This is a genomic window from Serratia sarumanii (genome assembly GCF_029962605.1).
In the GTDB taxonomy this organism is placed as follows: Bacteria; Pseudomonadota; Gammaproteobacteria; order Enterobacterales; family Enterobacteriaceae; genus Serratia; species Serratia sarumanii.
On record NZ_CP124750.1, the window covers coordinates 3,275,292 to 3,298,532 of the forward strand.

The window sequence follows — 23,241 nt, forward strand, 5'->3', positions numbered from 1 at the left end:
CGGCGTCGCCGCCGGCGCAAAACGTCAGATGTTTTCCAGATCGATGCCGCGCGTTTTCGGGCCGAACAGCCCGATCACCAGCATCACGATCAGCATGCTGGCGACGATAAACGCGATCACCCCCAGCGAGCCGCCGTACTGCAGGATAATGCCGATGATGATGCTGCTGAACACCGTCGACAGCCGGCTGAAGGAGTAGCAGAAACCGACGGCGCGGGCGCGAATATGGGTCGGGAAGATCTCGGATTGATACGAGTGGTAGCTGTAGGTCAGCCAGGCGTTGGACCAGGTGATGAAGAAGCCGCACAGGATCAGCCACAGCGGGTTGTTCTGCAGCGCGAACAGCGAGCCGAAGACCACCGTCACCAGGCAAGACAACACGATCTGCCACTTATTCTCCATCTTGTCGGCGTAGAAGCTGCACAGCAGCGAGCCCAGCGGGTAGGCCAGCGTGATGAAGAAAGCGTACAGCAGGCTGTGGGTGACCGATGCGCCCTTGCCCGACAGCAGCGCCGGCAGCCAGTTGCCGAAGCCGAAGAAGCCGATGGCCTGAAAGAAATTCATCACCACCAGCATCAGCGTGCGATCGCGATACTGCGGCGCCCAGATGTCGCGAAAGCGGCCGCGCAGCGGCGCCCCCTCAGCATCGTCCACCGGGCGCGACGGGAAGTCTACGGCCGTCACGCCGCAGCGCCGTTCCATATCCCGCATCACCTGCCGGGCCTGCGCATAGCGCCGCTGCTGAACCAGCCAGCGCGGCGACTCCGGCAGCCCCTTGCGCACCAGCCAGATCACCAGCGATGCCAGCGCGCCGGCGATCACCACGTAGCGCCAGCCGCTCAGGCCCCAAATGGTCTGCGGCACCAGCCACCAGGACATCAGCGCCACCGCCGGCACCGACAGGAACTGCACGAAGAACGCGAAGGCGAAAGCCCGGGTGCGCAGATGCGCAGGCACCCACTCCGTCAGATAGGTGTCGATGGTCACCAGCTCGATGCCGAGCCCGACGCCCACCAGAAAGCGCAGAAAGATCACCCACTCCGCCTGCTGTTGAAACGCCAGCAGCAGCGAGAAGGCGCCATACCAGATCAAGGCGAACATAAATGTGGCGCGGCGGCCGAAGCGATCGGCGTACGGGCTCAGCAGGCTGGCGCCGACGAACAGGCCAAGAAAGGTGGCGGAGGCGAAGGCCGCCTGGTCCGATACGCCGAAGACGCCCTGCGCGCCGGTGTGGAAAATGCCGTCGGCGATAAGGCCGGTGCTGATATAACCGGTCTGGAAAAGATCGTAGAGTTCGAAAAAGCCGCCCAGCGACAGCAGAATGATAAAGCGCCACAGGCCGGCCGACGCGGGCAAGGCGTCGATTCTGGCCGCCAAATCCCGCGCATGGATCGGCGACGCCGCTACAGAGTCACTCACCGTTAACCTCGCATTAACATTTTTGATGACTTTCTATGCTAGCGAAGCGGCGTCGGAGTTAAATTTTTAATTAGCAGACTATGAAAAAAAGTTAAGCATAAAACGCTGCAGCAACCTGTTTTATAGCAGGAAAATGCAACGCGGGATGCCGTAGCGGCATCCCGAATCGGTGGCTTAACGGCTGGGGTGCTGCTGCAGCCGTTCGCTGCGGTAGAAGCTCAGCAGGCACCAGCCGAGGGCGATCAGCGCCAGCGGCGCGGCGACGAAGCCGATGTTGCCCATGCCCAAATGCAGGCTTACCTGGTTGCCCAGCAGCGCGCCGCTGCCGATGCCGAAGTTGTACAGGCCGGAGAAGATCGCCATCGCCACGTCGGTGGCGTCCGGCGCCAGGCTCAGCACTTTGGCCTGCATCGACAGGCCGATGGCCATGATCGCCATGCCCCAGAAGATGCACAGCACCGTCAGGTGGCTTTCGCTGCCGGCGGCCGGCAACAACAGCAGCAGGCTCAAGGCCAGCAGCGCGATGGCGCCGATAAAGAAGCCGGAAGGAAAACGCTCGCTGTAGCGGCTGAACAGCAGGCTGCCGACGATGCCGGCGGCGCCGAACAGCAGCAGCATCAGCGTGGTGAAGTTCTCCGACAGCCCGGCCACGGTCTGGATAAACGGCTCGATGTAGCTGTAGGCGGTGAAGTGCGCCGTCACCACGATGACGGTCAGCATGTACAGCGCCAGCAGCGCCGGGCGTTTGAACAGCAGCGGCACGCTGGCCAGCGAACCGGAGTGCTCGCTTTTCAGCACCGGCAGCAGGCGCCACAGCAGCACCAGCGCCAGGGTGGCGCACACCGCGATGCCGATAAAGGTCATGCGCCAGCCGAGCAGCTGCCCCACCACCCGCCCGAGCGGCAGCCCGAGCACCATCGCCAGCGCGGTGCCGCCCGCCAGCAGGCTCAACGCCTGGGCTTTCTTGCCCGGCGGCGCCACGCGGATCGCCAGCGAAGCGGTGATCGACCAGAACACCGAGTGCGCCAGCGCCACGCCGGCGCGCGAGATGACCAGCGTGGTGAAGTTCCAGGCCACGGCGGTCAGCACGTGGCTGGCGATAAACAGCATGAACACGCCGATCAGCAGCTTGCGGCGCTCGATTTTGCTGGTCAGCAGCATGCACGCTAACGAGGCGGCGGCGACGATCCAGGCGTAGATGGTGATGATCAGGCCGACCTGTTCGGTTTGCATCGAGAAGCTGGCGGCAATGTCGCTCAACAGCCCGACCGGAATAAATTCGGTGGTGTTGAAGATAAAGGCCGAGACGGCGAGGATAACCACGCGCAACCAGGCGGTTGAGCGCGAAACGGGAGCGTGTTCCATGGTAAACAAAATCCGGACAGGTGCGGGCAAGTAGCGATATTTTAACCAACCGGCCCGCTAAATGCGATACGCGTCACACTTTAATTGTGTGGTTTTTTTCGCCGCATTTCGACACATTCGCAGACACACGGTTGCACAAATGCTGTGCTAATCTCTTGAAGCGTACCAATTTTTCCTGCCGCTCTTCCCCTCCGGCCGCCGCAGACGACGCGCCGCGCCGAAGAACCGCGCGCAGTGTCCATTTGGCGTTTTCTGAGGCGAGGTCATTATGTCCGCAATTTATGATTGGTCCGTGCTCGCATTGCGCAATGTTTACGATCGCCGCATTCAGGGCAAGCCGGTGCTCGACAGCGCCGCGCTGTTCCCCGACGCCGACCGTTTCACCGCCCAATGGCGGCAGATCCGCGAAGAGGCGCTGACCGTCGCCCACGATCTGCACAATATTCCCCGTTTTCACGAGATCATGATCCAACAGGAGTCGATCTCCGCTAACGACGCGCGCGACTGGCGCATGTTCATCATGAAGGCCTACGGCCAGCCGATCGCCCGCAACCTGGCGCGCTGCCCGACGCTGGCGGCGCTGATCTCCTCGTCGCCGGACGTGCTGTCCGCCTCGCTCTCTTTCCTGGCGCCCGGCAAGCAGGTGCCGCCCCACCGCGGACCGTTTCGCGGCATTCTGCGCGGCTATCTGGTGCTGGACATGCCCAAACGCGCCGACGGCGCGCCGGCGGCGGTGCTGAAAGTGGACGGCCGCGAATACCGGCTGCACGAGGGGGAGTTCATGCTGTGGGACGACACCTTCGAACACGAAGTGTGGAACGACAGCCCGCAGGTGCGCACCGTGCTGCTGCTGGACATCCGCCGCCGCGACATGCCCGGCGGGCTGCGGCTGCTCTCCAGCGCCATCATCGCCCTGGTGCGGCTGAACGTGCGCTGGATGCAGAAACAGTTCTGACTGCGGCGCTCAGGCGCTTAACCGTCCTGAGAGGTCGGGCATTGCTGCGCCAGCCACTGCTCGGTGGTGGTGGTGGCTATGCCCTGGCGCGCATTGAAGGTTTTCGCCTTATCCCAGGCCACGCCGTCGGGCCGGGCGAAAGCCAGCCGGTATTTGGCGCCGACGTCACGCGGATGGTTCCGCACCTCCTCCTGCAGCCGCTCTTTGTCCAACAGGACTCTGTTGACCTCTACGCCCCAGTGCGCCTGCATGACATCGGCAAGCTCGCGGTAGGTCAGCGTGTCCCCGGCGATATAGACCACCTGGTTGCGAAACGCGGGCCGATGGAAAAAAATCGCGGCCGTCAGCCGGCCAATGTCCTCGGGGGTGGTCAGCGTCACCGCGTAGCCCCAGTCGCCCAGCGCGCGCACCGTTTTGGTTGCCGCATCCACCACGCCAAAACCCGAGTCAAACAGGTAGCTGGTGAAAATACCCGTGGAAACAATCACCCACTCCGTCGCCTTCTGCGCACGCAGCAGATGGCGCACTTCGAGCTGTTCATCCCACACCTGTTGCCCGCTGCCTGTGCCGACAACATCGTAGTCCACGCCGAACTGCCACGGGAAGTAACGCACCACGCCCGCCTGCAAAACGGCCCAGGTGATCTTTATCTGCGTGCCCGCCCCGCCGACAAAGCCGCTGCAGTTGATCACCGCGTCAAAGCAACGCAGCAGCGCGCTCAGCTCATCCACGCTGTTTTGCTGCAGATCGCCTTCCACTACAGCGATACCGAGCCGCGCCAGCGCATCCCGCCGCGCCCGATGCGGGCCGGTGACGGCGCGAGCGGCCTCCGGCCGGAGGAGCACGCTGATTTTTAAAGCGTGGTGTAACCGGGCCTGCCGGCTCATCGCGCGCAATACCGGCAGCCCCAGTTCACCGGCGCCGAGTATGAGCACGGTATTGATGGATGGATTTGTGGATTTCATTCTTGCCTCCTGTCTTGACACTGCGTCATCCTGACAGCTGACAAAAACGGGTTCAATTAGGTACACGCGTGATACTGGAGATGAATATGACGAGCGATCGGGAAGCGCTGTTGCAATTTTCGCAGGCGTTCTGTGAAGAATTGAGCGACGACGATGAAGGGTTGAAGCGTGAGGTCCTCGCGCATGCAGGCAACCGTTGGTCGCTGGGGGTATTGCATATCCTGGGCACCCACGGGCCGCTGCGCCACGGCGAAATAGGCCGCCAATTAGCGGGCGTGACGCAGAGAATGCTGACGCGGACGCTGCGCCATCTCGAGCGGGACGGGTTGATATCGCGCTGCGATTATCAGGAAAAGCTGCCCCGCGTGGTTTACACCATCACCGACGCGGGGGAAGAGATGCTGCTCAACATGCTGCCGCTCTGGTCGTGGATTATCGCCTCCGCCGATGCCTTCAGGGCGGCCCGCTCGCACTACGATGATCAAGAACGTCACGCCACCGAGAGATGATTGCGGGCCTCCCTGCCCAAAGGGCGGCGCTCAGCCGCCGCCCAGATAGGCCTTTCTCACCTCCGGATCGTTCAACAGCTCCTGGCCGCTGCCGGTGAGGCGGATCTGGCCGTTGACCATCACATAGCCGCGATCGGACAGCTTCAGCGCGTGGTTGGCGTTCTGCTCCACCAGAAACAGCGTCATGCCGCTGCGGGTCAGCTCGCGCAGCACGCCGAAGATCTGCCGCACCACGATCGGCGCCAGCCCCAGGCTCGGCTCGTCCAACAGCAGCAGCTTCGGCCGGCTCATCAGCGCGCGGGCGATCGCCAGCATCTGCTGCTCGCCGCCGGACAGGGTCATCGCTCGCTGGTTGCGCCGTTCCTTGAGGCGCGGAAACAGCTCGAACATGCGCTGCAGATCCTCCGCCAGATAGCGGTTGCCGACGGTGATGGTGCCCATCAGCAGGTTCTCCTCCACGCTCATGTCCGGAAAGATGCGCCGCCCTTCCGGCGCTTGCGCGATGCCGCCGGCCGCCACGTAGTGCGTGGAGCGGCGGCTGATGTCCTCGCCGCCAAACAGGATCTGCCCACCGGCGATGCGCGGCTGGCCGAAGATAGACATCAACAGCGTGGATTTGCCCGCGCCGTTGGCGCCGATCAGCGCCACCGTCTCCCCGGCGTTGACCTGCAGCGACACCTTGCGCAGCGCCTGGATCGGCCCGTAAAACACGTCCACTTCGCGAAATTCCAGCATCGCTTCGCTCATCCCGCCAGCTCCTCTTCGTCCGCGCCCAGGTAGGCGGCGATCACCGCCTCGTTGTGCTGGATCTCCTGCGGCGTGCCGCGGGCGATCACGTCGCCATGATCGAGCACGATCACCCGATCGGAGATCTCCATCACCATGCCCATGTCATGCTCGATCAGCAGCACCGTGATGCCGTGATGCTGGCGCAGGAAACGGATGATGCGGCTCAGCGTGGCCGTTTCCACCGGGTTCAGCCCAGCGGCCGGCTCGTCGAGGCAGATCATCTCCGGCGCGGTGCACATGGCGCGCGCGATCTCCAGCCGCCGCTGCTGGCCGTAGGACATCTCCCCCGCCAGCCGGTTGGCGCAGTCCACCAGATCCACCACCTCCAGCCAGTAGAAGGCGTGATCCAGCGCGGCGCTCTCCGCCCGGCGGTAGCCCGGCGTGTTCAGCACCCCGGCGATCAGGTTGCGGTTGCTCTGCATGTGCTGCGCCACCAGCAGGTTCTCCACCACCGACATTTCGCGGAACAGGCGGATATTCTGGAAAGTGCGCGCCAGCCCGGCGCGGTTGACCAAATGAGTGCCGCCGAACATCTTGTAATAGAGGCGCGAGCCGAGCCGCTTCGGGCGTATCCAGTCGCCGGCGCGAAACTTCTGCCCCAGCACCTGGATCACGTCGGTCGGCCGCTTATGGGTATTGAGCAGGATCGCGCCGCCGCTGGCGCGGTAAAAGCCGGTCAGGCAGTTGAACACCGTGGTCTTGCCGGCGCCGTTGGGGCCGATCAGGGCGGTGATGGAGCCGCGCTCCACCTCCAGATTGACGTCGTTCAGCGCCTTGATGCCGCCAAAGCGCATCATCAGGTGCTCCACCCGCAAAATGGCGTCGCTCATGGCGCCACCCCCTTGCGCTCGGCGAAGCTGGCGCGGCTGATGCGCACCAGCCCACGCGGCCGCCAGATCATCATCGCCACCATCAGCACGCCGAACAGCAGCACCCGGTATTCGGCGAAGCTGCGCAGCAGCTCCGGCGCCACCGTCAGCACGAAGGCCGCCAGCACCACGCCGAGGGTGGAGCCCATGCCGCCCAGCACCACGATCGCCAGGATCAGCGCCGACTCGAAGAAGGTGAACGAGGTCGGGTTGACGAAGCCCTGATAGGTGGCGAAAAACACCCCCGCCAGCCCGGCGGTGGAGGCGCCCAGCATAAAGGCCGACAGCTTCACCAGCACGTGATTGAGCCCGAGAGAGCGGCAGGCGATCTCATCCTCGCGCAGCGCCTCCCAGGCGCGGCCGATCGGCATGCGCGTCAGCCGGTGCTTGATGTACAGCACCAGCAGCACCACCAAAAACAGCACCGCATAGATGAAAATGAACTTGAGGTTGGGGTTGTAATCGATGCCGAGAAACTCGTGGATCGGCACCCCGCCGTCTTTGGCGCGCCGGCCAAACTCCAGGCCGAACACCGTCGGCGCCGGCACCGAGACGCCGTTCGGCCCGCCGGTGAGCGACATCCAGTTGTTCAACACCAGCCGGATGATCTCGCCGAACCCCAGCGTGACGATCGCCAGGTAGTCGCCGTGCATACGCAGCACCGGAAAGCCCAGCAGCGCGCCGGCCAGCGCCGCCATCAGCGCCCCCAGCGGCAGCATCGCCCAAAACCCCAGCCCGAGGTACTGATAGCCCAGCGCCAGCCCGTAGGCGCCGATGGCGTAAAACGCCACGTACCCCAGATCGAGCAGCCCCGCCAGCCCGACCACGATATTCAGCCCCAGGCCGAGCAGCACATAGATCAGGCCGAGGATCGCCACCGTCAGCAGGTATTTGGTGGCGACGAACGGGAACAGCAGCGCGATCGCCGCCATCAGCGGCAGGAGCCAGCGCAGGTTGGATTTATAGCCCAGCGGCCGCACGTAAACGCCGTCGTTACCACCATCGAAGCGCGCCAGCACCCTGCGCCCCGGCGCGGTTTGCAGGAACAGGCTCAGCAGCAGCCGCCCGGCCATCACCGCGACGATAATCCACACCAGCCGGTGCGGTTCGAAGTTAAAGCTGTAGCCGTTCAGCACGATGCCGACGATCGGCCCGAACACGATCAGGGCGATCAGCCCGGCCAAGACGGCGTCCAGCAGGCTGCGTTTAACGTCCAGCCCGCCGTGGATCACGGATTGCGACATGGCGTTCTCCTTAAACCTTGGCGATCAGCGGCCGGCCAAGCAGGCCCTGCGGACGGAAGATCAGGATCGCCACCAGCAACCCGAAGGAGAACACGTCCTTGTAATCCGAGTTCACCATGCCGGCGAACTGCGCCTCCGCCACCCCGAGCAGCAATCCGCCCAGCATGGCACCCGGCAGCGAGCCGATGCCGCCCAGCACCGCGGCGGTGAAAGCCTTGATGCCGATGATAAAGCCGACGTAAAAATCGAAGGTGCCGTAGTTCATGGTGATCAGCACCCCGGCCAGCCCGGCCATGGCGGCGCCGATCACGAACACCAGCGAGATCACCCGATCGGTATTGATGCCGAGAATCGAAGCCATTTTGCGATCCTGCTGGGTGGCACGGCAGATGCGCCCCAGCCGGGTGCGCTGAATGATGTAGGTGAGGATCGCCATGCCGAGCAGCGACGCCACCAGAATAAACACCTTGGTGTAGGTGATCTGCACCACGCCGCCGTCGAACTCCAGGCGGAACACGCCGCTCAGCAGCGTCGGGATGCCCTGCTGGCGCGGCCCTTGGCTTATCTGCGCGTAGTTTTGCAGGATTAACGACATGCCGATGGCGGAGATCAGCGGCGCCAGGCGGGTGGAGTTGCGCAGCGGCTTATAGGCGATGCGCTCGATCACCCAGCCGTACACCCCGGTGATGACGATAGTGAACACCAGCGTGCCGAGGATCAGCAGCGGGAACGAGTGCAGCCCGAAGAACGACAGCAGCGCCAAACCGATGGCGCACAGGTAGGCGGAGATCATGTACACCTCGCCGTGGGCGAAGTTGATCATGCCGATGATGCCGTAAACCATGGTGTAGCCGATGGCGATCAGGCCATACACCGCACCGAGGGTCAGGCCGTTGATCAGCTGTTGCAGAAAGAATACATCCATAATGAGCAGTCTCGCCTGGTAAGGCCGCCAACGCAGTCCGACGCGGCCCAAAGGTCATCGCGGAACGGGCTCGCCAGAGCGGCGAGCCCGTCGGTCATAGGGTTACAACTTCAAGGTTCGGCCGTTTACAGCTGGTGATATTTGCCCTTGTCATCCCATTGGTAGACCACGTAGTCCGAGACCTTCAGGTCGCCCTTCTGGTCCCAGGCTTTTTTGCCCATCACGGTATCCACATCGTGCGACTTCAGCCATTCGGCGGCCTTGGCGCTGTCTTTGCCGCCGGTGGCGTTGAAGGCGGCGGCGATCGCCTGGATCGAGGCGTAGGAGTAGAGGGTGTACCCTTCCGGCTCAAAGCCGCTGGCGCGGAACTTGGCGATCACCGCTTTGCCTTCCGGGATCTGACGCGGATCGTTGCCGAAGGTCATCAGCACGCCGTTGGTGTACTGCGGCCCGCCGGCGGCGGTCACCAGTTCTTCGGTCACCACGCAGTCGCCGGAGAAGAACTTGGCGGTCACGCCCTGCTCGCGCATCTGGCGCACCAGCGGCCCAGCTTCCGGATGGCAGCCGCCGAAGTAGACCACGTCCGGCTTGACCGAGGCGATCTTGGTCACCAGCGCGTTGAAGTCTTTCTCGCCGCGCGACAGCCCCTCATACAGCACTTCCTTAACCCCGCGCTTGTTCATCGCCGCCTTCGCCGCGTCCGCCAGCCCCTGGCCATAGGTGTCTTTATCGTGGATCACCGCGATGCGCTTGGCCTTCAGGGTGTCCAGCATGTAGTTGGTGGCGATCACGCCCTGCTGATCGTCGCGCCCGCACATGCGGAACATGGTCTTCATGCCGCGCTCGGTGATCTGCGGGTTGGTAGAGCCGGGGGTGATGGCGATGATGCCGGCCTCGTCATACACCTCGGAGGCGGGCATGGTGGAAGAGGAGCAGAAGTGGCCGACCACCGCCGAGACCTTTTCCTGATCCACCAGCCGGTTGGCGACCGCGACCGCCTGTTTCGGTTCGCAGGCGTCATCCCCCTGCACCAGCTTGATTTTTTCCCCTTTGATGCCGCCGGCGGCGTTGATGTCCGCCGCCGCCTGCGAAGCCCCGCGCCAATACTGATCGCCATAGGTGGCGTTCGGCCCAGAGAACGGCCCGGCGACGCCGATGACGATATCGGCCTGCGCGGAAAACGCCGTACCTAAACAACCGATGAGCAAAGCAGCGAGCGGACTTTTTATCAATTTCGATGACATTGTTATCTTCCTCAGCACTGTTGTAGCGAAACGCCCGGGGGCGCGGATCAGTCACTTTATGTGTAGACGGGGAAAATAATTTTCTTGAGAGCGCAGTCGCATTCCCCAAAAATGGGTAAGCAAAAATCCAGCCATTGTGACGACGAATACATATTATTTGCTTATTCATCCTACATATCAGTTGCGGCGCGGCGTTTGACGGGGTTAACGGGGGATAAGCCGTACGGCTAAGAGGGAAGGTGCAGGATAGCGAGAGTGACCCTGCACCATCGCCGTGCAACGGCTTGTGCAAACGACGTCAAAACGATTTGGGATGCAAAAATCAGCGCATAGCGATGGAAAATGCCGAAAAACAGCGCAAGATGCTCATTCCCTCAGCAAACGCGCTTTTTTTGCAGTTTAGCGCTTTGACAAACCCCAGGCGCCCCGCTATTATTCGCCCCGTTCCAACAATTCCTCTGTAGTTCAGTCGGTAGAACGGCGGACTGTTAATCCGTATGTCACTGGTTCGAGTCCAGTCAGAGGAGCCATATTTAGAAAAGCCCGCTCAGGGAGACCCGAGCGGGCTTTTTGCTTTAACGCTAAATGCGTCGACAGGCAACGTTACTCTTTGGCTATCGGCGCGGCATTTTCATCAATTTTTACCTTACCCTGAATATCAGCAATCTTCCTCTCCAGATCCGCCACCTGCGCTTTGCTGTGCAGCAAGGTATAGGTCAGATCAAACTGCGCACTGGCGCCAGGCTGCAATTGCTTAACGCGTTTTTGTTCGCGCTCGATGGTGACCGGGTAGGCATAGCTGGTGCCCGGCTCAATCCCCGTCACATATCCCTGTTTTAACGTATCGGTATTCTTCCACAGCGTCAGGACGGGCAATTGGCGGGTATCGAACTGAATCGCCACCCCTTTGTCGCCCGCGTGATTGACCAGCGCCGCCAGTGTCTGATGATTCGGATCCGATAATGGCTTAATGTTAAAGACCATTTCATCGAACCCTTTGGTGGGGCCGGCATAGGTTCCCCAGGTCTTCAACCCGGCTTTGGCATAGTCGTTAAACGGGCTGATGCTGGCCATCGGCGCCAGGAAGCGGGCGCCATTTTCCAGAATCGGCGCGCCGAAATTGCTGTGGTAGATAATCTGGTAGTCGTGGGGATAATCCGCCCGGTTGGTTAACACATCATGCAGGCTGAAACTGTTGCTGCCGGGTACATAGCGCAGTTCGGTCAGGGTTTGCAGATCGGCTTTTTTGAATGTGCTCTCTTTGATCAGGCCGCGAATACGAATTTCATACGGCGCCGTATCCGCTACCTCAACCTCAACCAGTGAGGCCGGCGTATTGCCCGCTTTACCGTGCAAGGTGTAAATTTGCCCTCCGTCGGTCACCGGATGACCGGTCCACTCATAGCCGCAGCGCACCATCATCTCATTGAAACCTTCCAGCCAGCCGAGCCCATTGCGGCTTTCCAGGTTGATAAAGGCGGGGTTGACCACCTCTTTGACCGGAGAATCCCACCCCATTTTCGCGCCAAATCCTTCCGCCCGCAGGAGGTTCATGCCGCGCGTGGGACTCAGCGTGATGGTCAGGCCATCCTCGCTGCGGATAATCACGACTTTGCTGCCTTCTTGCTTGCCGCCGTGCAACACTTTCTGCTCAATGCTGAACGTTTTATCCTTAACCTTCAGCGCCTCGCTCGAAATCTTCCAGTTTCCTTTCTCCACACCATCTTCAGCGCTGGTCAGCACCCAACTCTGCGCCGCCGCCTGCCCTGAAATCAGAGCCGAAAACACCGCCATAACCCACGTTTTCTTCATTTCCCTTCCCCTTTAGCTGAATCGATTTTTTACTCACGAGAAAAATCTACTGTTAAGCAGGTTAAAGAAATGTGATGAACTTCACCGGGTGAATATTTGAATAAATAGTGCGATAAAAATACGAATTTGTTCGCAGTTTTAATGAAACACGTTGAGCTATTGCACGTTAAATGAGCGATTCGTCAACATAAGTCGTATCGTTTCAGCTTTGAGCAGAGGAGGGTTTATCGCGAAGGTACGGCGGGTGGCTTGTTAACGCTATCTGGCTCAAACGGCAGCGCCCATACAGCCAGCTCGCCTTGAGCCTCTTTGCTTTCACGACTGCCTCCTGATATCGGAGGCGCCATATTGCGAACAGCCCGCTCAGGGAAACCCGAGCGGGATTTTTGCCGTTAGCGCTTACAGCACAAATTCGTAGTGAGAGCCGTCCGGCAGTTCAACATCCAGGCGCAGCTTGCCGCCGGCCGCCTCAACATAGCGTTTGAGCGAAGACAGTTTCAGATCGCGGCCCGGTTTTTCCATCACGGCAACGGTCGGTTGCCGGATACCCAGCGCCTGCGCCATTTCAACCTGCGTTTTCTGCACCTTCTCGCGCAGCTCGGCAAGGTGGATGTTCAGCATGATGTCAGCCGCCAGCGCTTGCGCTTTGGCCACGACCTCGGGCTTTTCATCCGCAATAAGCTGTTCCAGCGTTCTGCCCATCGCGTCACTCCTTCTCGTTTAATGTGTTCAGCCAGTTCGTGAATTCCCGATCGGCAGCCTGGATCATCCGATCGTAAAAACGTTTTTCATTACCGGCTTTATTGCCCGCGCAAAGTACAATGCCGATACGGTACGGATCGAAGGCGAAGAATGCCCGCAACGGTTCGCCACGGCTCTGAATGCGCAGCTCTTTCATATTGCTGTAACGCGAACCTTTAACCGTATCGGCATAGGGTCTGGGCAGCCCCGGCCCCTTTTCCCGCAGGATCATCAATGCGGCAAGCACGCCAGCCCGATCGGCATCGTGGAGTGAGCTAAACCAGTTATCAAACGCATCCGTTGTTTTAATTTCCCACACGGGACCTTCCTGCAAATATAGATCAACAACTATATAGATGTAAAGCTATAGCAGAGAGGCGTCAGAATGGCATGCAAAAGCATTCGTGGTTACTGCAAGGCTGAACGTACATCCGGACATTTTGCAAACGCAGTGCGAGACATTCACCTTTTTACGAGCGGTAACGGACAATCGGTCAGAGGCACGGGGCGTTTCCCCGCCGCCCCTTTATGAACCCTGTCACAAAATGCGCATAACGTTTTCGGCGCTCTGCGCCGCGGGCGGCGAGCGATACGTTTGTTAACGCCACGTTACATCAGGTTAGGCAACATTGTTAACGGCGATTGATGCACCAAACGCATCGCGCCATGCGTTTATTGCGCTTATTTAGTTTATTTTCCTGAGCGAGTCTTCAGCAACAGGCGCGGCGTCAGGCGCCCATAACAAACTGGAGATAAAGATGCATTCCTCTACCTCACCCATGACCACCCGGGCCAGAACCGGCGCGATACTGCGCGTCACCTCCGGCAACTTTCTGGAACAGTTCGACTTCTTTCTGTTCGGCTTTTACGCCACCTACATCGCACACACCTTTTTCCCGGCCAGCAGCGAGTTCGCCTCGCTGATGATGACCTTCGCGGTATTCGGCGCAGGTTTTCTGATGCGCCCCATTGGCGCCATCGTGCTGGGCGCCTACATCGATAAAGTCGGCCGCCGCAAAGGGCTGATCGTCACCCTGTCGATCATGGCCGCGGGCACCTTCCTGATCGTATTGATCCCCTCTTACCAGAGCATCGGGCTTTGGGCGCCGCTGCTGGTGCTGTGCGGGCGCCTGCTGCAAGGCTTCTCGGCGGGCGCGGAGCTGGGCGGCGTGTCCGTCTATCTGGCCGAAATCGCCACGCCGGGCCGTAAGGGCTTCTATACCAGCTGGCAGTCCGGCAGCCAGCAGGTGGCGATCATGGTGGCGGCAGCGATGGGCTTCGCGCTCAATGCGGCGCTGGAAGAAAGCGCCATTCGCGAATGGGGCTGGCGCCTGCCTTTCCTGTTCGGCTGCCTGATCGTTCCCTTCATCTTCTTGCTGCGCCGCAAGCTGGAAGAGACGCAGGAATTTACCGCCCGCCGTCACCACCTGGCGATGCGCGACGTGTTTAAAACCCTGCTGAAAAACTGGCCGGTGGTGATGGCCGGCATGCTGATGGTCGCCATGACCACCACCGCGTTTTACCTGATCACCGTGTATGCGCCGACCTTCGGCAAAAAGGTGCTGTTGCTCAGCGCCTCCGACAGCTTGCTGGTCACTTTACTGGTCGCGATTTCCAACTTCATCTGGCTGCCCATCGGCGGTGCGCTGTCGGATCGCTTCGGCCGCAAGCCGGTGCTGGTCGCCATGACGCTGCTGGCGCTGGCCACCGCCTACCCGGCGCTGAGCCTGCTCGCCGCCGCCCCCAGCTTCAGCATGATGCTGGCCGTGCTGCTGTGGCTGTCCTTCATTTACGGCCTCTACAACGGCGCCATGATCCCGGCCTTAACCGAGATCATGCCAACGGAAGTGCGGGTGGCCGGGTTCTCGCTGGCCTACAGCCTGGCAACGGCGGTGTTCGGCGGCTTTACGCCGGTGATCTCCACCGCGTTGATCGAATACACCGGCGATAAGGCTTCACCGGGCTACTGGATGAGCTTCGCCGCGCTGTGCGCCTTGCTGGCGACGCTGTATCTGTATCGCCGCATCGCCATGCCGCTGCAAACCGCACGCTAACGCGCCATCGCCATAAGGAATCATGCCATGCAAAAACTCACTCGTTCGATCCTCGCCGCGCTGGTGTGCGCCTCCTTCAGCACCGCGGCGCTGGCCAAAGACGTGACCGTGATGATCTCCGGCGGCTTCAAGGCCGCGCTGGAGAAACTGGCCCCGGAATATGAAGCCCAAAGCGGCGACAAAATCATTCTGGTGTCCGGCCCTTCCATGGGGAAAACGCCGCAGGCGATCCCCGCGCGGCTGGCGCGCGGAGAGCAAGCCGATGTGGTGATCATGGTGGGCGACGCGCTGACCCAACTGGACAAAGGCGGCTGGATCCAGCCGGGTTCGCGCGTGGAGCTGGCCGATTCGCCGATCGGCATGGTGGTGAAACAGGGCGCGCCCAAGCCGGCGATAAAAACGGATGCCGAGCTGCGTAATGCCTTGCTGCAAGCCGACTCTTTCGCCTATTCCGACAGCGCCAGCGGCCGCTACGTCAGCGGCCAACTATTCAAAAAGCTGGGCATAGAGGAACAGGTGAAAGGAAAAGCGCACATGATTGAGCGCATTCCGGTGGCCTCTGAAGTGGCGCAGGGGAAATACGCGTTGGGCTTCCAGCAGGTCAGCGAATTGCTGCCCGTGGCGGGCGTCACCTTTATCGGCGAACTGCCGGAAAACGTGCAGTACATCACCCGCTTCGCCGGCGCGGTAATCGCCAAGGCGGAACATCGCCGCGAAGGCAAAGCGCTGCTGGAGTTCCTCGCCTCCTCTCAGGCACAGCCGACCATTCGCGCGACCGGCATGCGAAGCGTGCCGGCGCAGCAGCCGGTCAGGCAGAGTGATACCGTTCAGTAATCAGCTTTTCCAACTCGGCGGCGACGAAAGACTGCATGCGGCCGCCGCGCCGGATCAGGCCCACGGTGCGTTTCACCACCGGCTCGACCAGCGGCACCGACGTCAACACCGAATGCTCTGAAGCGGGCATCGACATGGCGGGCACGGCGGCAATGCCGATGCCCGCCTCAACCATGCCCAGCATGGTCGTCACATGGCGAGTTTCGCATACGCTGGGGCGCTCCGGCACGAGGTGTTCCAGGCGCTGATCGAGCAGATTGCGATTGCCGGAGGTTTTATCCAGCGACACGTAATCCTGCTGATAAAATTCCCGCCAGGTGAGGCTCTTTTTAGCGGCGAGCGGATGGTCGCGCCGGCAAGCGGCCACGTAAACGTCCCCCACCAACGGCACAAATTCAAGGTTAGGCTGCAGCCGCCCGGCAAAGCAGATGCCGAAGTCAGCCTGGCCGCCGGTGACCGCCTCAATCACATTGCCCGCGCTGCCGTCGATCAGCTTAACGCGCACGCGCGGATAGCGAAGCCGGAAACGGCGTATCACGTCGGGCATGAAATAGTAGGCCGCCGACGGCACCGTGGCGACGGTGACCAGCCCGGTACGCTCCTGGCTGACCTTATCGATATCGGCCAACACCGCTTCGACATTCATCAGCAGCTGATCCGAACGCTCGGCAAACGCCTGCCCGTACAGCGTCAGCGTCACGCGCCGGGTAGTACGATCGAACAGTTTGCTGCCCAGTGCGTTTTCCAGCTTCTCAATCCTGCGGCTCAGGGCCGACTGCGACAGGCAGATGGATTCTGCTGCCAGCCGAAAATTGCCGTACTCCACCAGCGCGCGGAAGGCATAAAGATCGTTGAGATCAAAATTCACGGGCATAGCGGCCGACTCTCCTTGCTGAACGCAAAACATCGATGATAACCGCTTATAGCGCCACGGCAACCGGCCTGGCAATTGAGCCACCCAAGCCCTTATCGCCCCAGCAGCACCATTCCCCAAATAATGATAGTCATCACCACCGCCACCAGCTGCGCAGCGCCGCCCAGATCTTTAGCGCGTTTGGATAACGGATGTAATTCCAGCGAAATGCGATCGACCACGGTTTCAATCGCCGTATTAAGCAGCTCAACCACCAATAGCAGAAAACTGCAGGCGATTAATAACAGCCGTTCTATATTTGTAATATCTAAACCAAATGTAACAACCAGTAAAATGGCGTTAATAACCAATAATTGGCGAAACGCATCTTCGGTAAGCACGGCGTCAATAAATCCGGCCCAGGAATTCCTTATGCTGTAGGTTAATCGGCATATTCCTTTTTTCTTTTCCACAGGCATGCAATCAGCTCTCGTCAATACTGCCACAATCACTCGCGAATAAATCACGCGGCGTGAATTTATCTCGAGTTTATTAATTAAAGGCCTTAACCGTTCTCTTCCCGGAGGCGATGCATTCACTCACGCGCCGTCACCCTGCCCCTGAAACGGCACCGCCCGAAAATGCCCCGGCGCGGTTATTATTCTGAGAACGTGAAAAGGCGATGCGTTATCAGCCGGTTAAAGCGTTTTCTCGTATAAGCGGTAGCGCTTATAGGGAACCGCGCCGATGCGTTCTAAAATCGTCCGCATGCCGGTATTGGTTTCCAGGATCCACGACATTTCCAGCGCGTCGATATTGCGCTTGGCAAAAGGCTCGCGCAGCGCCTCAATCAGCAGCAACGCAATAATCGGCCCGATGCGGCTGAATTGATATTCCTGGCGCACGCCCATCAACGGCACGCGCGCGGTGCGCACGCCGCTGACTTTCAGCCGCCACAAGAGCTTCGCCCAGCCGAACGGCAATAACCGCCCCTGCAGATCGGCAATCGCTTCGTTGATGTTCGGCAGACCGACGATAAAGGCGCAGGGGGCGCCATCCACCTCGGCGATATGGATCATATCGTCGGGCACCAGGAACTTCAGCTGATCCCCCATGGTGGCGAACTCGTGCTCGGTGAACGGGACAAACCCCCAGTTATGCTGCCATCCGGAGTTGAACACCTCGCGCAGCACCTGCATCTCCTCGCGAAAGCGCTTGCGGTTGAGGCGGCGAACGGTCACCTTTTTGCGCACCTGCTCCATCATCCGGGTTAACGACGGCGAAAAATGCAGGTCGGTTCTTTTCATCCAATAGGCAAGCAAATCAATCCCTTCGCTGTAGCCCTGCTGCGCTATTTGCGCCGCATAGTAGGGCTTCGCGTGCGTCATCAGGGCGGAAGGCGGCGTATCGAACCCTTCGACCAACAGGCCGCTTTCCTGATTGATATTGAGGCTGAACGGCCCGGTGATTTTGCGCGCGCCTTTCGACCTCAGCCACTCCTCCGCCACCGTGAATAAGGTGCTGAAAACGGCGGGATCGTCAACGGCGTCAATCATGCCGAAATGGCCGGTATCCTCGCCATGCAACTCCCGGTGCAGAGCATCGATTTGCGCCGTGATGCGCCCAACGACTTTGCCCTGTTTTTTGGCCACCCATGCCTGCCATTCAATATGGTCGGTGCCGGGATTCTTCTTTGACAGGTGCTCTTCGCGCTCTACATGCAGCGGCTCAATCCAGTTCGGATCATCGCGAAACAGTTGCGAGGGGAAAGCAATAAATTCTTTAAGTTCGCGTTTACTCAGAACTTTCTCAACACGGATCATAAATAGCCTTACGTTTTAATAAAATAATTAAATAAGCGCGCGACAACGCCTTTAGCATTTTTTATGCTGTTCTCATTTATTGGATTGTGTATTGCCTCCGGTTCAATGATAAGAAAAACCGAATATTACCCCCTGTGAAACAGCGCATTATTGCGCCCGACATTCACCCTGTGATGTCCGTAATTGATAAAAAAAGGAAACAGAAAGCGGCGCAGCCAGGCTACGCTAATGGTGCTCTTTTATTATTTTGTGCTGTTACGGCAAAAGAAACTCGCCGCTTTTAGTGTACCGACTTTAATCAGGAGGTGTGCCACCATCTTTACCACTTAATGCTCTTTTTAAGATTAGCCTTAAATGAATCGTTCACTTTTGGATTTCTTGCGGCATACTGTTTAGGAAGTGTTTAAGTTCCAAGATAGCCATGCATGAGGTCATAACCTATGAGCCGACAGTTATTTCCTGCCCGAAAGAGACAGGCTAAAGAACGGCGCAGCCCGGATATTACAATAGTCTCTCGTATATCGCCAGGGTGCCGCTCAAGGCTGATAACACGGGCTACTCACGCTCTGACCGGTTAATAACCGGCGTGCCCTCAAGCACGGCAATATACGCTGTTCGCGGAATGAAGATGGTTGAATAACAAACTTATTCAAAACCTATTCATAGTAAAACATCAATTACCTCGCCAAGAGTGATTTTCTCTTTTGGTGATTTTTAATCTATGGCTAAGTTTGTCTATGTCTGAAACAAGTTCCGTTCATTCTCTTCCCATGCGCTATGCGGACTTCCCCACCTTAGTGGACGCGTTGGATTACGCGGCACTGGGCAATACGGGAATGAATTTTTACGACCGTCGCAATCAACTCGTGACCGTTCTCGAATATCGCACGCTACAGCAAAAAGCGATCTCGGGCGCGCGGCGTTTATTGTCCCTGAAACTCAAGAAAGGCGATCGCGTGGCGCTGATCGCCGAAACCAGCGCGGGATTCGTCGAAGCCTTTTTCGCTTGCCAGTACGCCGGCCTGGTGGCGGTGCCGTTGGCGATCCCGATGGGCGTGGGCCAGCGCGACTCCTACACCGCCAAACTGAAAGGGCTGATCGCCAGCTGCAACCCCGCGGTGATCGTCAGCAGCGAAGAGTGGACGCCGCTGATCGCCTCAGCCACGGAAAACACCTCGGCGCTGCACATCCTCAGCGATGCGGATTTTAACGCCTTGCCGGAGCCGGAAATCGCGTTGCCCGCACCTTCGCCCGACGACATCGCCTATCTCCAATATACCTCGGGCAGCACCCGCTTTCCGCGCGGCGTGATCATTACCCAGCGGGCGGCGATGGCGAACCTGAACGCGATCAGCCGCGACGGGATCAAGCTGCGCGCGGGCGACCGCTGCGTTTCGTGGCTGCCCTTCTATCACGATATGGGCCTGGTCGGTTTCCTGCTAACGCCGGTGGCGACCCAGCTGTCCGTCGATTACCTGCGCACGCAAGATTTCGCCATGCGCCCGATGCAGTGGCTGAAACTGATCGCCAAAAATCGCGGCACGGTGTCCGTCGCCCCGCCGTTCGGCTACGATCTGTGCCTGCGCCGCAGCAACGCCAAAGAGCTGGTCGATCTGGATCTTTCCAGCTGGCGGGTCGCGGGCGTGGGCGCCGAGCCGATCCCGGCCGAGCTGCTCGGCCAGTTCGGCGAACACTTCAGCAGCATCAACTTCGACAGCAAAGCCTTCATGCCGTGCTACGGCCTGGCCGAGAACACCCTGGCGGTGAGTTTTTCCGATCCCTGCTCCGGCCCGCAAACCAACGCGGTCGACCGCGATATTTTGGAGTACGAGGGTAAAGCGGTCGCGCCCGGCAAGAAAACCCGCGCCGTCTCGACCTTCGTCAACTGCGGCCGAGCGCTGCCCGGCCACCGCATCGAGATCCGCAGCGAAACCGGGCAACCGCTGCCGGAACGCCAGGTCGGCCATATCACGATCTCCGGCCCCAGCCTGATGAACGGTTATTTCTCCGACGACGAGTCCCAGCAGCAAATTCAGGTGACCGGCTGGATGGATACCGGCGATCTGGGCTACCTGCTGGACGGCTATCTGTACGTCACCGGCCGCAAGAAGGATTTGATCATCATTCGCGGCCGCAATATCTGGCCGCAGGATATCGAGTACGTCGCGGAATCCGAACCGGAAATCCGTTCCGGCGATGCGATCGCCTTCGTAACCGAAGAGCACGACGAAGCGGCCAGGATCATTTTGCAAATCCAGTGCCGAGTCAGCTCGGAAGAACGCCGGGAACAAATCGTGCGTTCGCTGAGCGCCCGCATTCAAAGCGAGTTCGGCATCGCGGTGGACATCGAGCTGCTGCCGCCGCACAGCATTCCCCGCACGTCGTCGGGCAAACCCGCGCGCGCGGAGGCCAAAAAACGCTGGCTGAGCGCCTCGCTCTACCCGCACATGCCGCAGCTGGCCGGTTTCGCGCAATGAGCGGCACGGTGGCAGTGACGGGCGCGACCGGTTTTATCGGCCGGCACATCGTCCAGGAACTGCTGGCGCAAGGGTTTAACGTGCGCGCCCTGACGCGGCGCGCGGGAAAAGCCGCCGCCGACAACCTGCAGTGGATCCCCGGCGCGCTGGAGGATCGGCCCTCGCTCACCGAGCTGGTGCGCGGCGCGGAGTGCGTCGTGCACTGTGCGGGCCAGGTGCGCGGGCACGCGGAAGCGGTGTTCACCCGCTGCAACGTCACCGGCAGCCTGAACCTGATGCAGGCGGCCAAACAGAACGGCCGCTGCCGTCGCTTCTTGTTCATGTCGTCGCTGGCGGCCCGCCATCCGGCGCTGTCCTGGTACGCCCATTCAAAACAGGCCGCCGAGCAGCAACTCATCGCCGCCAGCGGCGAGATCGCGCTGGGGATTTTCCGCCCGACGGCGGTTTACGGGCCCGGCGATAAAGAGCTGAAACCGCTGTTCAACGGCCTGCTGCGCGGCGTGCTGCCCCGGCTGGGCGCGCCTGACGCCAGGCTCTCTTTTCTGCACGTGAGCGATTTGGCCAAGGCGGTCAGCCAATGGGTGCAGGCTGAACCTGCGCAGCCGAATATTTACGAACTGTGCGACGGCGTGGCCGAAGGCTATAACTGGCTGCGCCTGCGGGACATCGGCGCCGCCGTGCGGCACGGGCCGGTGCGCCTGGTGGGCATTCCGCTGCCGCTGCTGAAAGCCCTGGCGGATATCAGCGTGGTGTGGAACCGCCTGGTCAAACAAGAGCCGATGCTGACGCGCAGCAAAATACGCGAATTAACCCATCACGACTGGTCCGCCAGTAATCACGCGCTGTCGCAACAGATTAATTGGTTTCCACAGGTAAGTTTGGAGCGCGCGCTGCGCGAAGGGCTGTTTTAATTATTCCAAATAGAGGTGTGTCAACGTTCTTATGCTAAATCGCGATGCTGTAATGGATTATATCCTGACGTGTTTGCAAGGTATCGTCGAAGGCGGAGTGGAAATAAAACCTGATAGCGATCTCGTCAATGATCTTGGCCTGGAATCCATCAGAGTCCTGGATCTGCTGATGATGCTGGAAGATGAATTAGATATCTCCATTCCTATCAATATATTGCTTGATGTCAGAACGCCTGAGCAACTGCTTGACGCGCTGCGCCCTTATCTGGAGAAAAACCATGGGACTGTATGATAAGTTTGCGCGCCTCGCCAATGACCGCGAACAATTTCAAACGTCCGGTCTGAATCCGTTCGGCACCTGTATCGACGAAGTCTATTCCGCCACCCAGGGCCGCATCGGCGATCAAAAGATTGTCCTCGCCGGCACCAATAATTACCTTGGCCTGACGTTCGATGCGCAGGCGATCGCCGCCGGTCAGGCGGCCCTGGCCGCGCTCGGCACCGGCACCACCGGCTCGCGCATGGCGAACGGCAGCTACGGATCGCACCTGACGCTGGAACGGGAGCTGGCGGAATTCTTCGATCGCCCCAGCGCCATCGTGTTCTCCACCGGCTACACCGCCAACCTGGGCGTCATCAGCACGCTGGCGGGACCGGGCGCCGTGGTGTTGATCGACGCGGACAGCCACGCGAGCATTTACGACGCCTGCGCCCTCGGCGGCGCGGAGATTATTCGCTTCCGCCACAATGACGCCGCCGATCTGGAGCGCCGCATGCTGCGCCTGGGCGAGCGTGCGCGCGAGGCGATCATTATCGTGGAAGGCATCTACAGCATGCTGGGCGACGTCGCCCCGCTGGTGGAAATCGTCGACATCAAGCGGCGGCTCGGCGGGTATCTGCTGGTCGACGAAGCGCACTCCTTCGGCGTGATGGGCGAGCACGGCCGCGGCCTGGCCGAAGCGCTGGGCGTCGAGCAAGACGTGGATATCGTCCTGGGCACCTTCAGCAAAAGCCTGGCTTCGATCGGCGGTTTCGCCGTCGGCGGCAAGGGGATGGACGTGCTGCGCTACAGCAGCCGGCCGTATATCTTTACCGCGTCGCCGTCGCCGTCGAGCATCGCGTCGGTGCGCACGGCGCTGCAAAAAATCGCGCTCCATCCCGAACTGCGGGAAAAGCTGTGGAGCAACGCGCACCGCCTGTACCACGGCCTCGCCGAGCTGGGGTATACCCTGGGGCCGCGCATCAGCCCGGTGGTGCCGGTGATGATCGGTTCGAAGGAAGAAGGGCTGCGTTTCTGGCGCGAGCTGATCGCCCACGGCGTGTATGTAAACCTGGTGCTGCCACCGGCCGCGCCGGCGGGCGTCACCCTGCTGCGCTGCAGCGTCAATGCCGCGCACAGCGATGAAGAGATCGACACCATCGTGCGCGCCTTTGCGGCGCTGAAAAAATAAA

The 23,241-nt window shown here is 60.2% G+C and carries 22 protein-coding genes and 1 tRNA gene; 9 read left to right on the forward strand and 14 right to left on the reverse strand.

The window, feature by feature from the left end; translation table 11 throughout:
• Positions 1 to 24: 24 nt before the first annotated feature.
• Positions 25 to 1,419: an MFS transporter gene (locus SSARUM_RS15600; RefSeq protein WP_172448254.1), complete on the reverse strand. Its 1,395-nt coding sequence runs from the start codon at positions 1,417 to 1,419 to the stop codon at positions 25 to 27.
• A gap of 174 nt (positions 1,420 to 1,593) precedes the next feature.
• Positions 1,594 to 2,784, reverse strand: coding sequence for a sugar transporter (locus tag SSARUM_RS15605; RefSeq protein WP_060421811.1), 1,191 nt, complete (start codon positions 2,782 to 2,784; stop codon positions 1,594 to 1,596).
• A gap of 268 nt (positions 2,785 to 3,052) precedes the next feature.
• Between SSARUM_RS15605 and SSARUM_RS15610 the strand changes: the two genes are divergently transcribed.
• Positions 3,053 to 3,739, forward strand: a complete 687-nt coding sequence (locus SSARUM_RS15610; protein WP_049211376.1) for an aspartyl/asparaginyl beta-hydroxylase domain-containing protein — start codon at positions 3,053 to 3,055, stop codon at positions 3,737 to 3,739.
• Positions 3,740 to 3,756: 17 nt separating this feature from the next.
• Here the strand turns inward: SSARUM_RS15610 and SSARUM_RS15615 are convergent, their stop codons facing one another.
• Entirely contained in the window at positions 3,757 to 4,704 is a 948-nt protein-coding gene (locus SSARUM_RS15615; protein WP_060427759.1) for an aromatic alcohol reductase, read from the reverse strand.
• 86 nt (positions 4,705 to 4,790) lie between these two features.
• Between SSARUM_RS15615 and SSARUM_RS15620 the strand changes: the two genes are divergently transcribed.
• A complete protein-coding gene (locus tag SSARUM_RS15620) occupies positions 4,791 to 5,213 on the forward strand; it encodes a winged helix-turn-helix transcriptional regulator (protein WP_048321785.1) in 423 nt (140 codons plus the stop codon).
• Between the two features lie 30 nt (positions 5,214 to 5,243).
• Here the strand turns inward: SSARUM_RS15620 and SSARUM_RS15625 are convergent, their stop codons facing one another.
• The 5 genes from SSARUM_RS15625 to SSARUM_RS15645 all read right to left on the reverse strand — a co-directional run bounded on the left by SSARUM_RS15625 (position 5,244) and on the right by SSARUM_RS15645 (position 10,284).
• The gene (locus tag SSARUM_RS15625) at positions 5,244 to 5,960 is read right to left on the reverse strand and encodes an ABC transporter ATP-binding protein (RefSeq protein ID WP_033647952.1); all 717 of its coding nucleotides are present in this window, start codon (positions 5,958 to 5,960) and stop codon (positions 5,244 to 5,246) included.
• Positions 5,957 to 6,832, reverse strand: coding sequence for an ABC transporter ATP-binding protein (locus SSARUM_RS15630; protein ID WP_033635209.1), 876 nt, complete (start codon positions 6,830 to 6,832; stop codon positions 5,957 to 5,959). The genes SSARUM_RS15625 and SSARUM_RS15630 overlap by 4 nt, the downstream gene beginning before the upstream one ends.
• Positions 6,829 to 8,115, reverse strand: a complete 1,287-nt coding sequence (gene livM, locus SSARUM_RS15635) for a high-affinity branched-chain amino acid ABC transporter permease LivM (protein ID WP_033647953.1) — start codon at positions 8,113 to 8,115, stop codon at positions 6,829 to 6,831. The genes SSARUM_RS15630 and livM overlap by 4 nt, the downstream gene beginning before the upstream one ends.
• A gap of 10 nt (positions 8,116 to 8,125) precedes the next feature.
• Complete coding sequence (locus SSARUM_RS15640; protein ID WP_004928592.1) at positions 8,126 to 9,040, reverse strand: ABC transporter permease subunit; 915 nt, start codon at positions 9,038 to 9,040, stop codon at positions 8,126 to 8,128.
• Between the two features lie 125 nt (positions 9,041 to 9,165).
• On the reverse strand, positions 9,166 to 10,284 hold the full coding sequence (locus SSARUM_RS15645) for a branched-chain amino acid ABC transporter substrate-binding protein (RefSeq protein ID WP_033647954.1): 1,119 nt from the start codon (positions 10,282 to 10,284) through the stop codon (positions 9,166 to 9,168).
• A 454-nt stretch (positions 10,285 to 10,738) separates the two neighbouring features.
• On the opposite strand from SSARUM_RS15645, the gene SSARUM_RS15650 reads away from it, so the two are divergent.
• Positions 10,739 to 10,814: transfer RNA gene (locus SSARUM_RS15650), tRNA-Asn, on the forward strand.
• Positions 10,815 to 10,887: 73 nt separating this feature from the next.
• On the opposite strand, the gene SSARUM_RS15655 is transcribed toward SSARUM_RS15650, so the two are convergent.
• The 3 genes from SSARUM_RS15655 to SSARUM_RS15665 all read right to left on the reverse strand — a co-directional run bounded on the left by SSARUM_RS15655 (position 10,888) and on the right by SSARUM_RS15665 (position 13,156).
• Positions 10,888 to 12,096, reverse strand: a complete 1,209-nt coding sequence (locus tag SSARUM_RS15655) for an aldose 1-epimerase family protein (RefSeq protein ID WP_033647955.1) — start codon at positions 12,094 to 12,096, stop codon at positions 10,888 to 10,890.
• A gap of 399 nt (positions 12,097 to 12,495) precedes the next feature.
• A complete protein-coding gene (locus SSARUM_RS15660; protein ID WP_033635213.1) occupies positions 12,496 to 12,798 on the reverse strand; it encodes a helix-turn-helix domain-containing protein in 303 nt (100 codons plus the stop codon).
• A 4-nt stretch (positions 12,799 to 12,802) separates the two neighbouring features.
• A complete protein-coding gene (locus tag SSARUM_RS15665) occupies positions 12,803 to 13,156 on the reverse strand; it encodes a type II toxin-antitoxin system RelE/ParE family toxin (RefSeq protein ID WP_033647956.1) in 354 nt (117 codons plus the stop codon).
• Positions 13,157 to 13,595: 439 nt separating this feature from the next.
• Here SSARUM_RS15665 and tcuC point away from each other — a divergent pair, with 439 nt between their 5' ends.
• A complete protein-coding gene (gene tcuC / locus SSARUM_RS15670) occupies positions 13,596 to 14,891 on the forward strand; it encodes an MFS transporter (protein WP_060430308.1) in 1,296 nt (431 codons plus the stop codon).
• A 27-nt stretch (positions 14,892 to 14,918) separates the two neighbouring features.
• Positions 14,919 to 15,725 (forward strand): substrate-binding domain-containing protein, encoded by an 807-nt coding sequence (locus SSARUM_RS15675; RefSeq protein WP_049213249.1) that lies wholly within the window; start codon positions 14,919 to 14,921, stop codon positions 15,723 to 15,725.
• Here SSARUM_RS15675 and psrA read toward each other — a convergent pair.
• From psrA to SSARUM_RS15690, 3 genes are all read right to left on the reverse strand, one after another.
• Positions 15,700 to 16,599, reverse strand: coding sequence for an L-proline-binding transcription factor PsrA (gene psrA / locus SSARUM_RS15680; RefSeq protein ID WP_033647959.1), 900 nt, complete (start codon positions 16,597 to 16,599; stop codon positions 15,700 to 15,702). The genes SSARUM_RS15675 and psrA overlap by 26 nt on opposite strands.
• Before the next feature lie 92 nt (positions 16,600 to 16,691).
• The gene (locus SSARUM_RS15685; RefSeq protein WP_230203728.1) at positions 16,692 to 17,177 is read right to left on the reverse strand and encodes a diacylglycerol kinase; all 486 of its coding nucleotides are present in this window, start codon (positions 17,175 to 17,177) and stop codon (positions 16,692 to 16,694) included.
• Between the two features lie 99 nt (positions 17,178 to 17,276).
• On the reverse strand, positions 17,277 to 18,401 hold the full coding sequence (locus tag SSARUM_RS15690; RefSeq protein WP_033655214.1) for a hypothetical protein: 1,125 nt from the start codon (positions 18,399 to 18,401) through the stop codon (positions 17,277 to 17,279).
• A gap of 737 nt (positions 18,402 to 19,138) precedes the next feature.
• Between SSARUM_RS15690 and SSARUM_RS15695 the strand changes: the two genes are divergently transcribed.
• From SSARUM_RS15695 to spt, 4 genes are read left to right on the forward strand one after another with little or no spacing between them, the layout of a single operon-like run.
• Positions 19,139 to 20,878 (forward strand): fatty acyl-AMP ligase, encoded by a 1,740-nt coding sequence (locus tag SSARUM_RS15695; protein WP_072264895.1) that lies wholly within the window; start codon positions 19,139 to 19,141, stop codon positions 20,876 to 20,878.
• Positions 20,875 to 21,789 carry an NAD-dependent epimerase/dehydratase family protein gene (locus SSARUM_RS15700; protein WP_060430312.1) on the forward strand — a complete coding sequence of 305 codons (915 nt, stop codon included), beginning with the start codon at positions 20,875 to 20,877 and terminating at the stop codon, positions 21,787 to 21,789. The genes SSARUM_RS15695 and SSARUM_RS15700 overlap by 4 nt, the downstream gene beginning before the upstream one ends.
• Positions 21,790 to 21,820: 31 nt before the next feature.
• On the forward strand, positions 21,821 to 22,081 hold the full coding sequence (locus SSARUM_RS15705) for an acyl carrier protein (RefSeq protein ID WP_015378483.1): 261 nt from the start codon (positions 21,821 to 21,823) through the stop codon (positions 22,079 to 22,081).
• On the forward strand, positions 22,068 to 23,240 hold the full coding sequence (gene spt / locus SSARUM_RS15710; protein WP_060430314.1) for a serine palmitoyltransferase: 1,173 nt from the start codon (positions 22,068 to 22,070) through the stop codon (positions 23,238 to 23,240). The genes SSARUM_RS15705 and spt overlap by 14 nt, the downstream gene beginning before the upstream one ends.
• Position 23,241 lies beyond the last annotated feature (1 nt).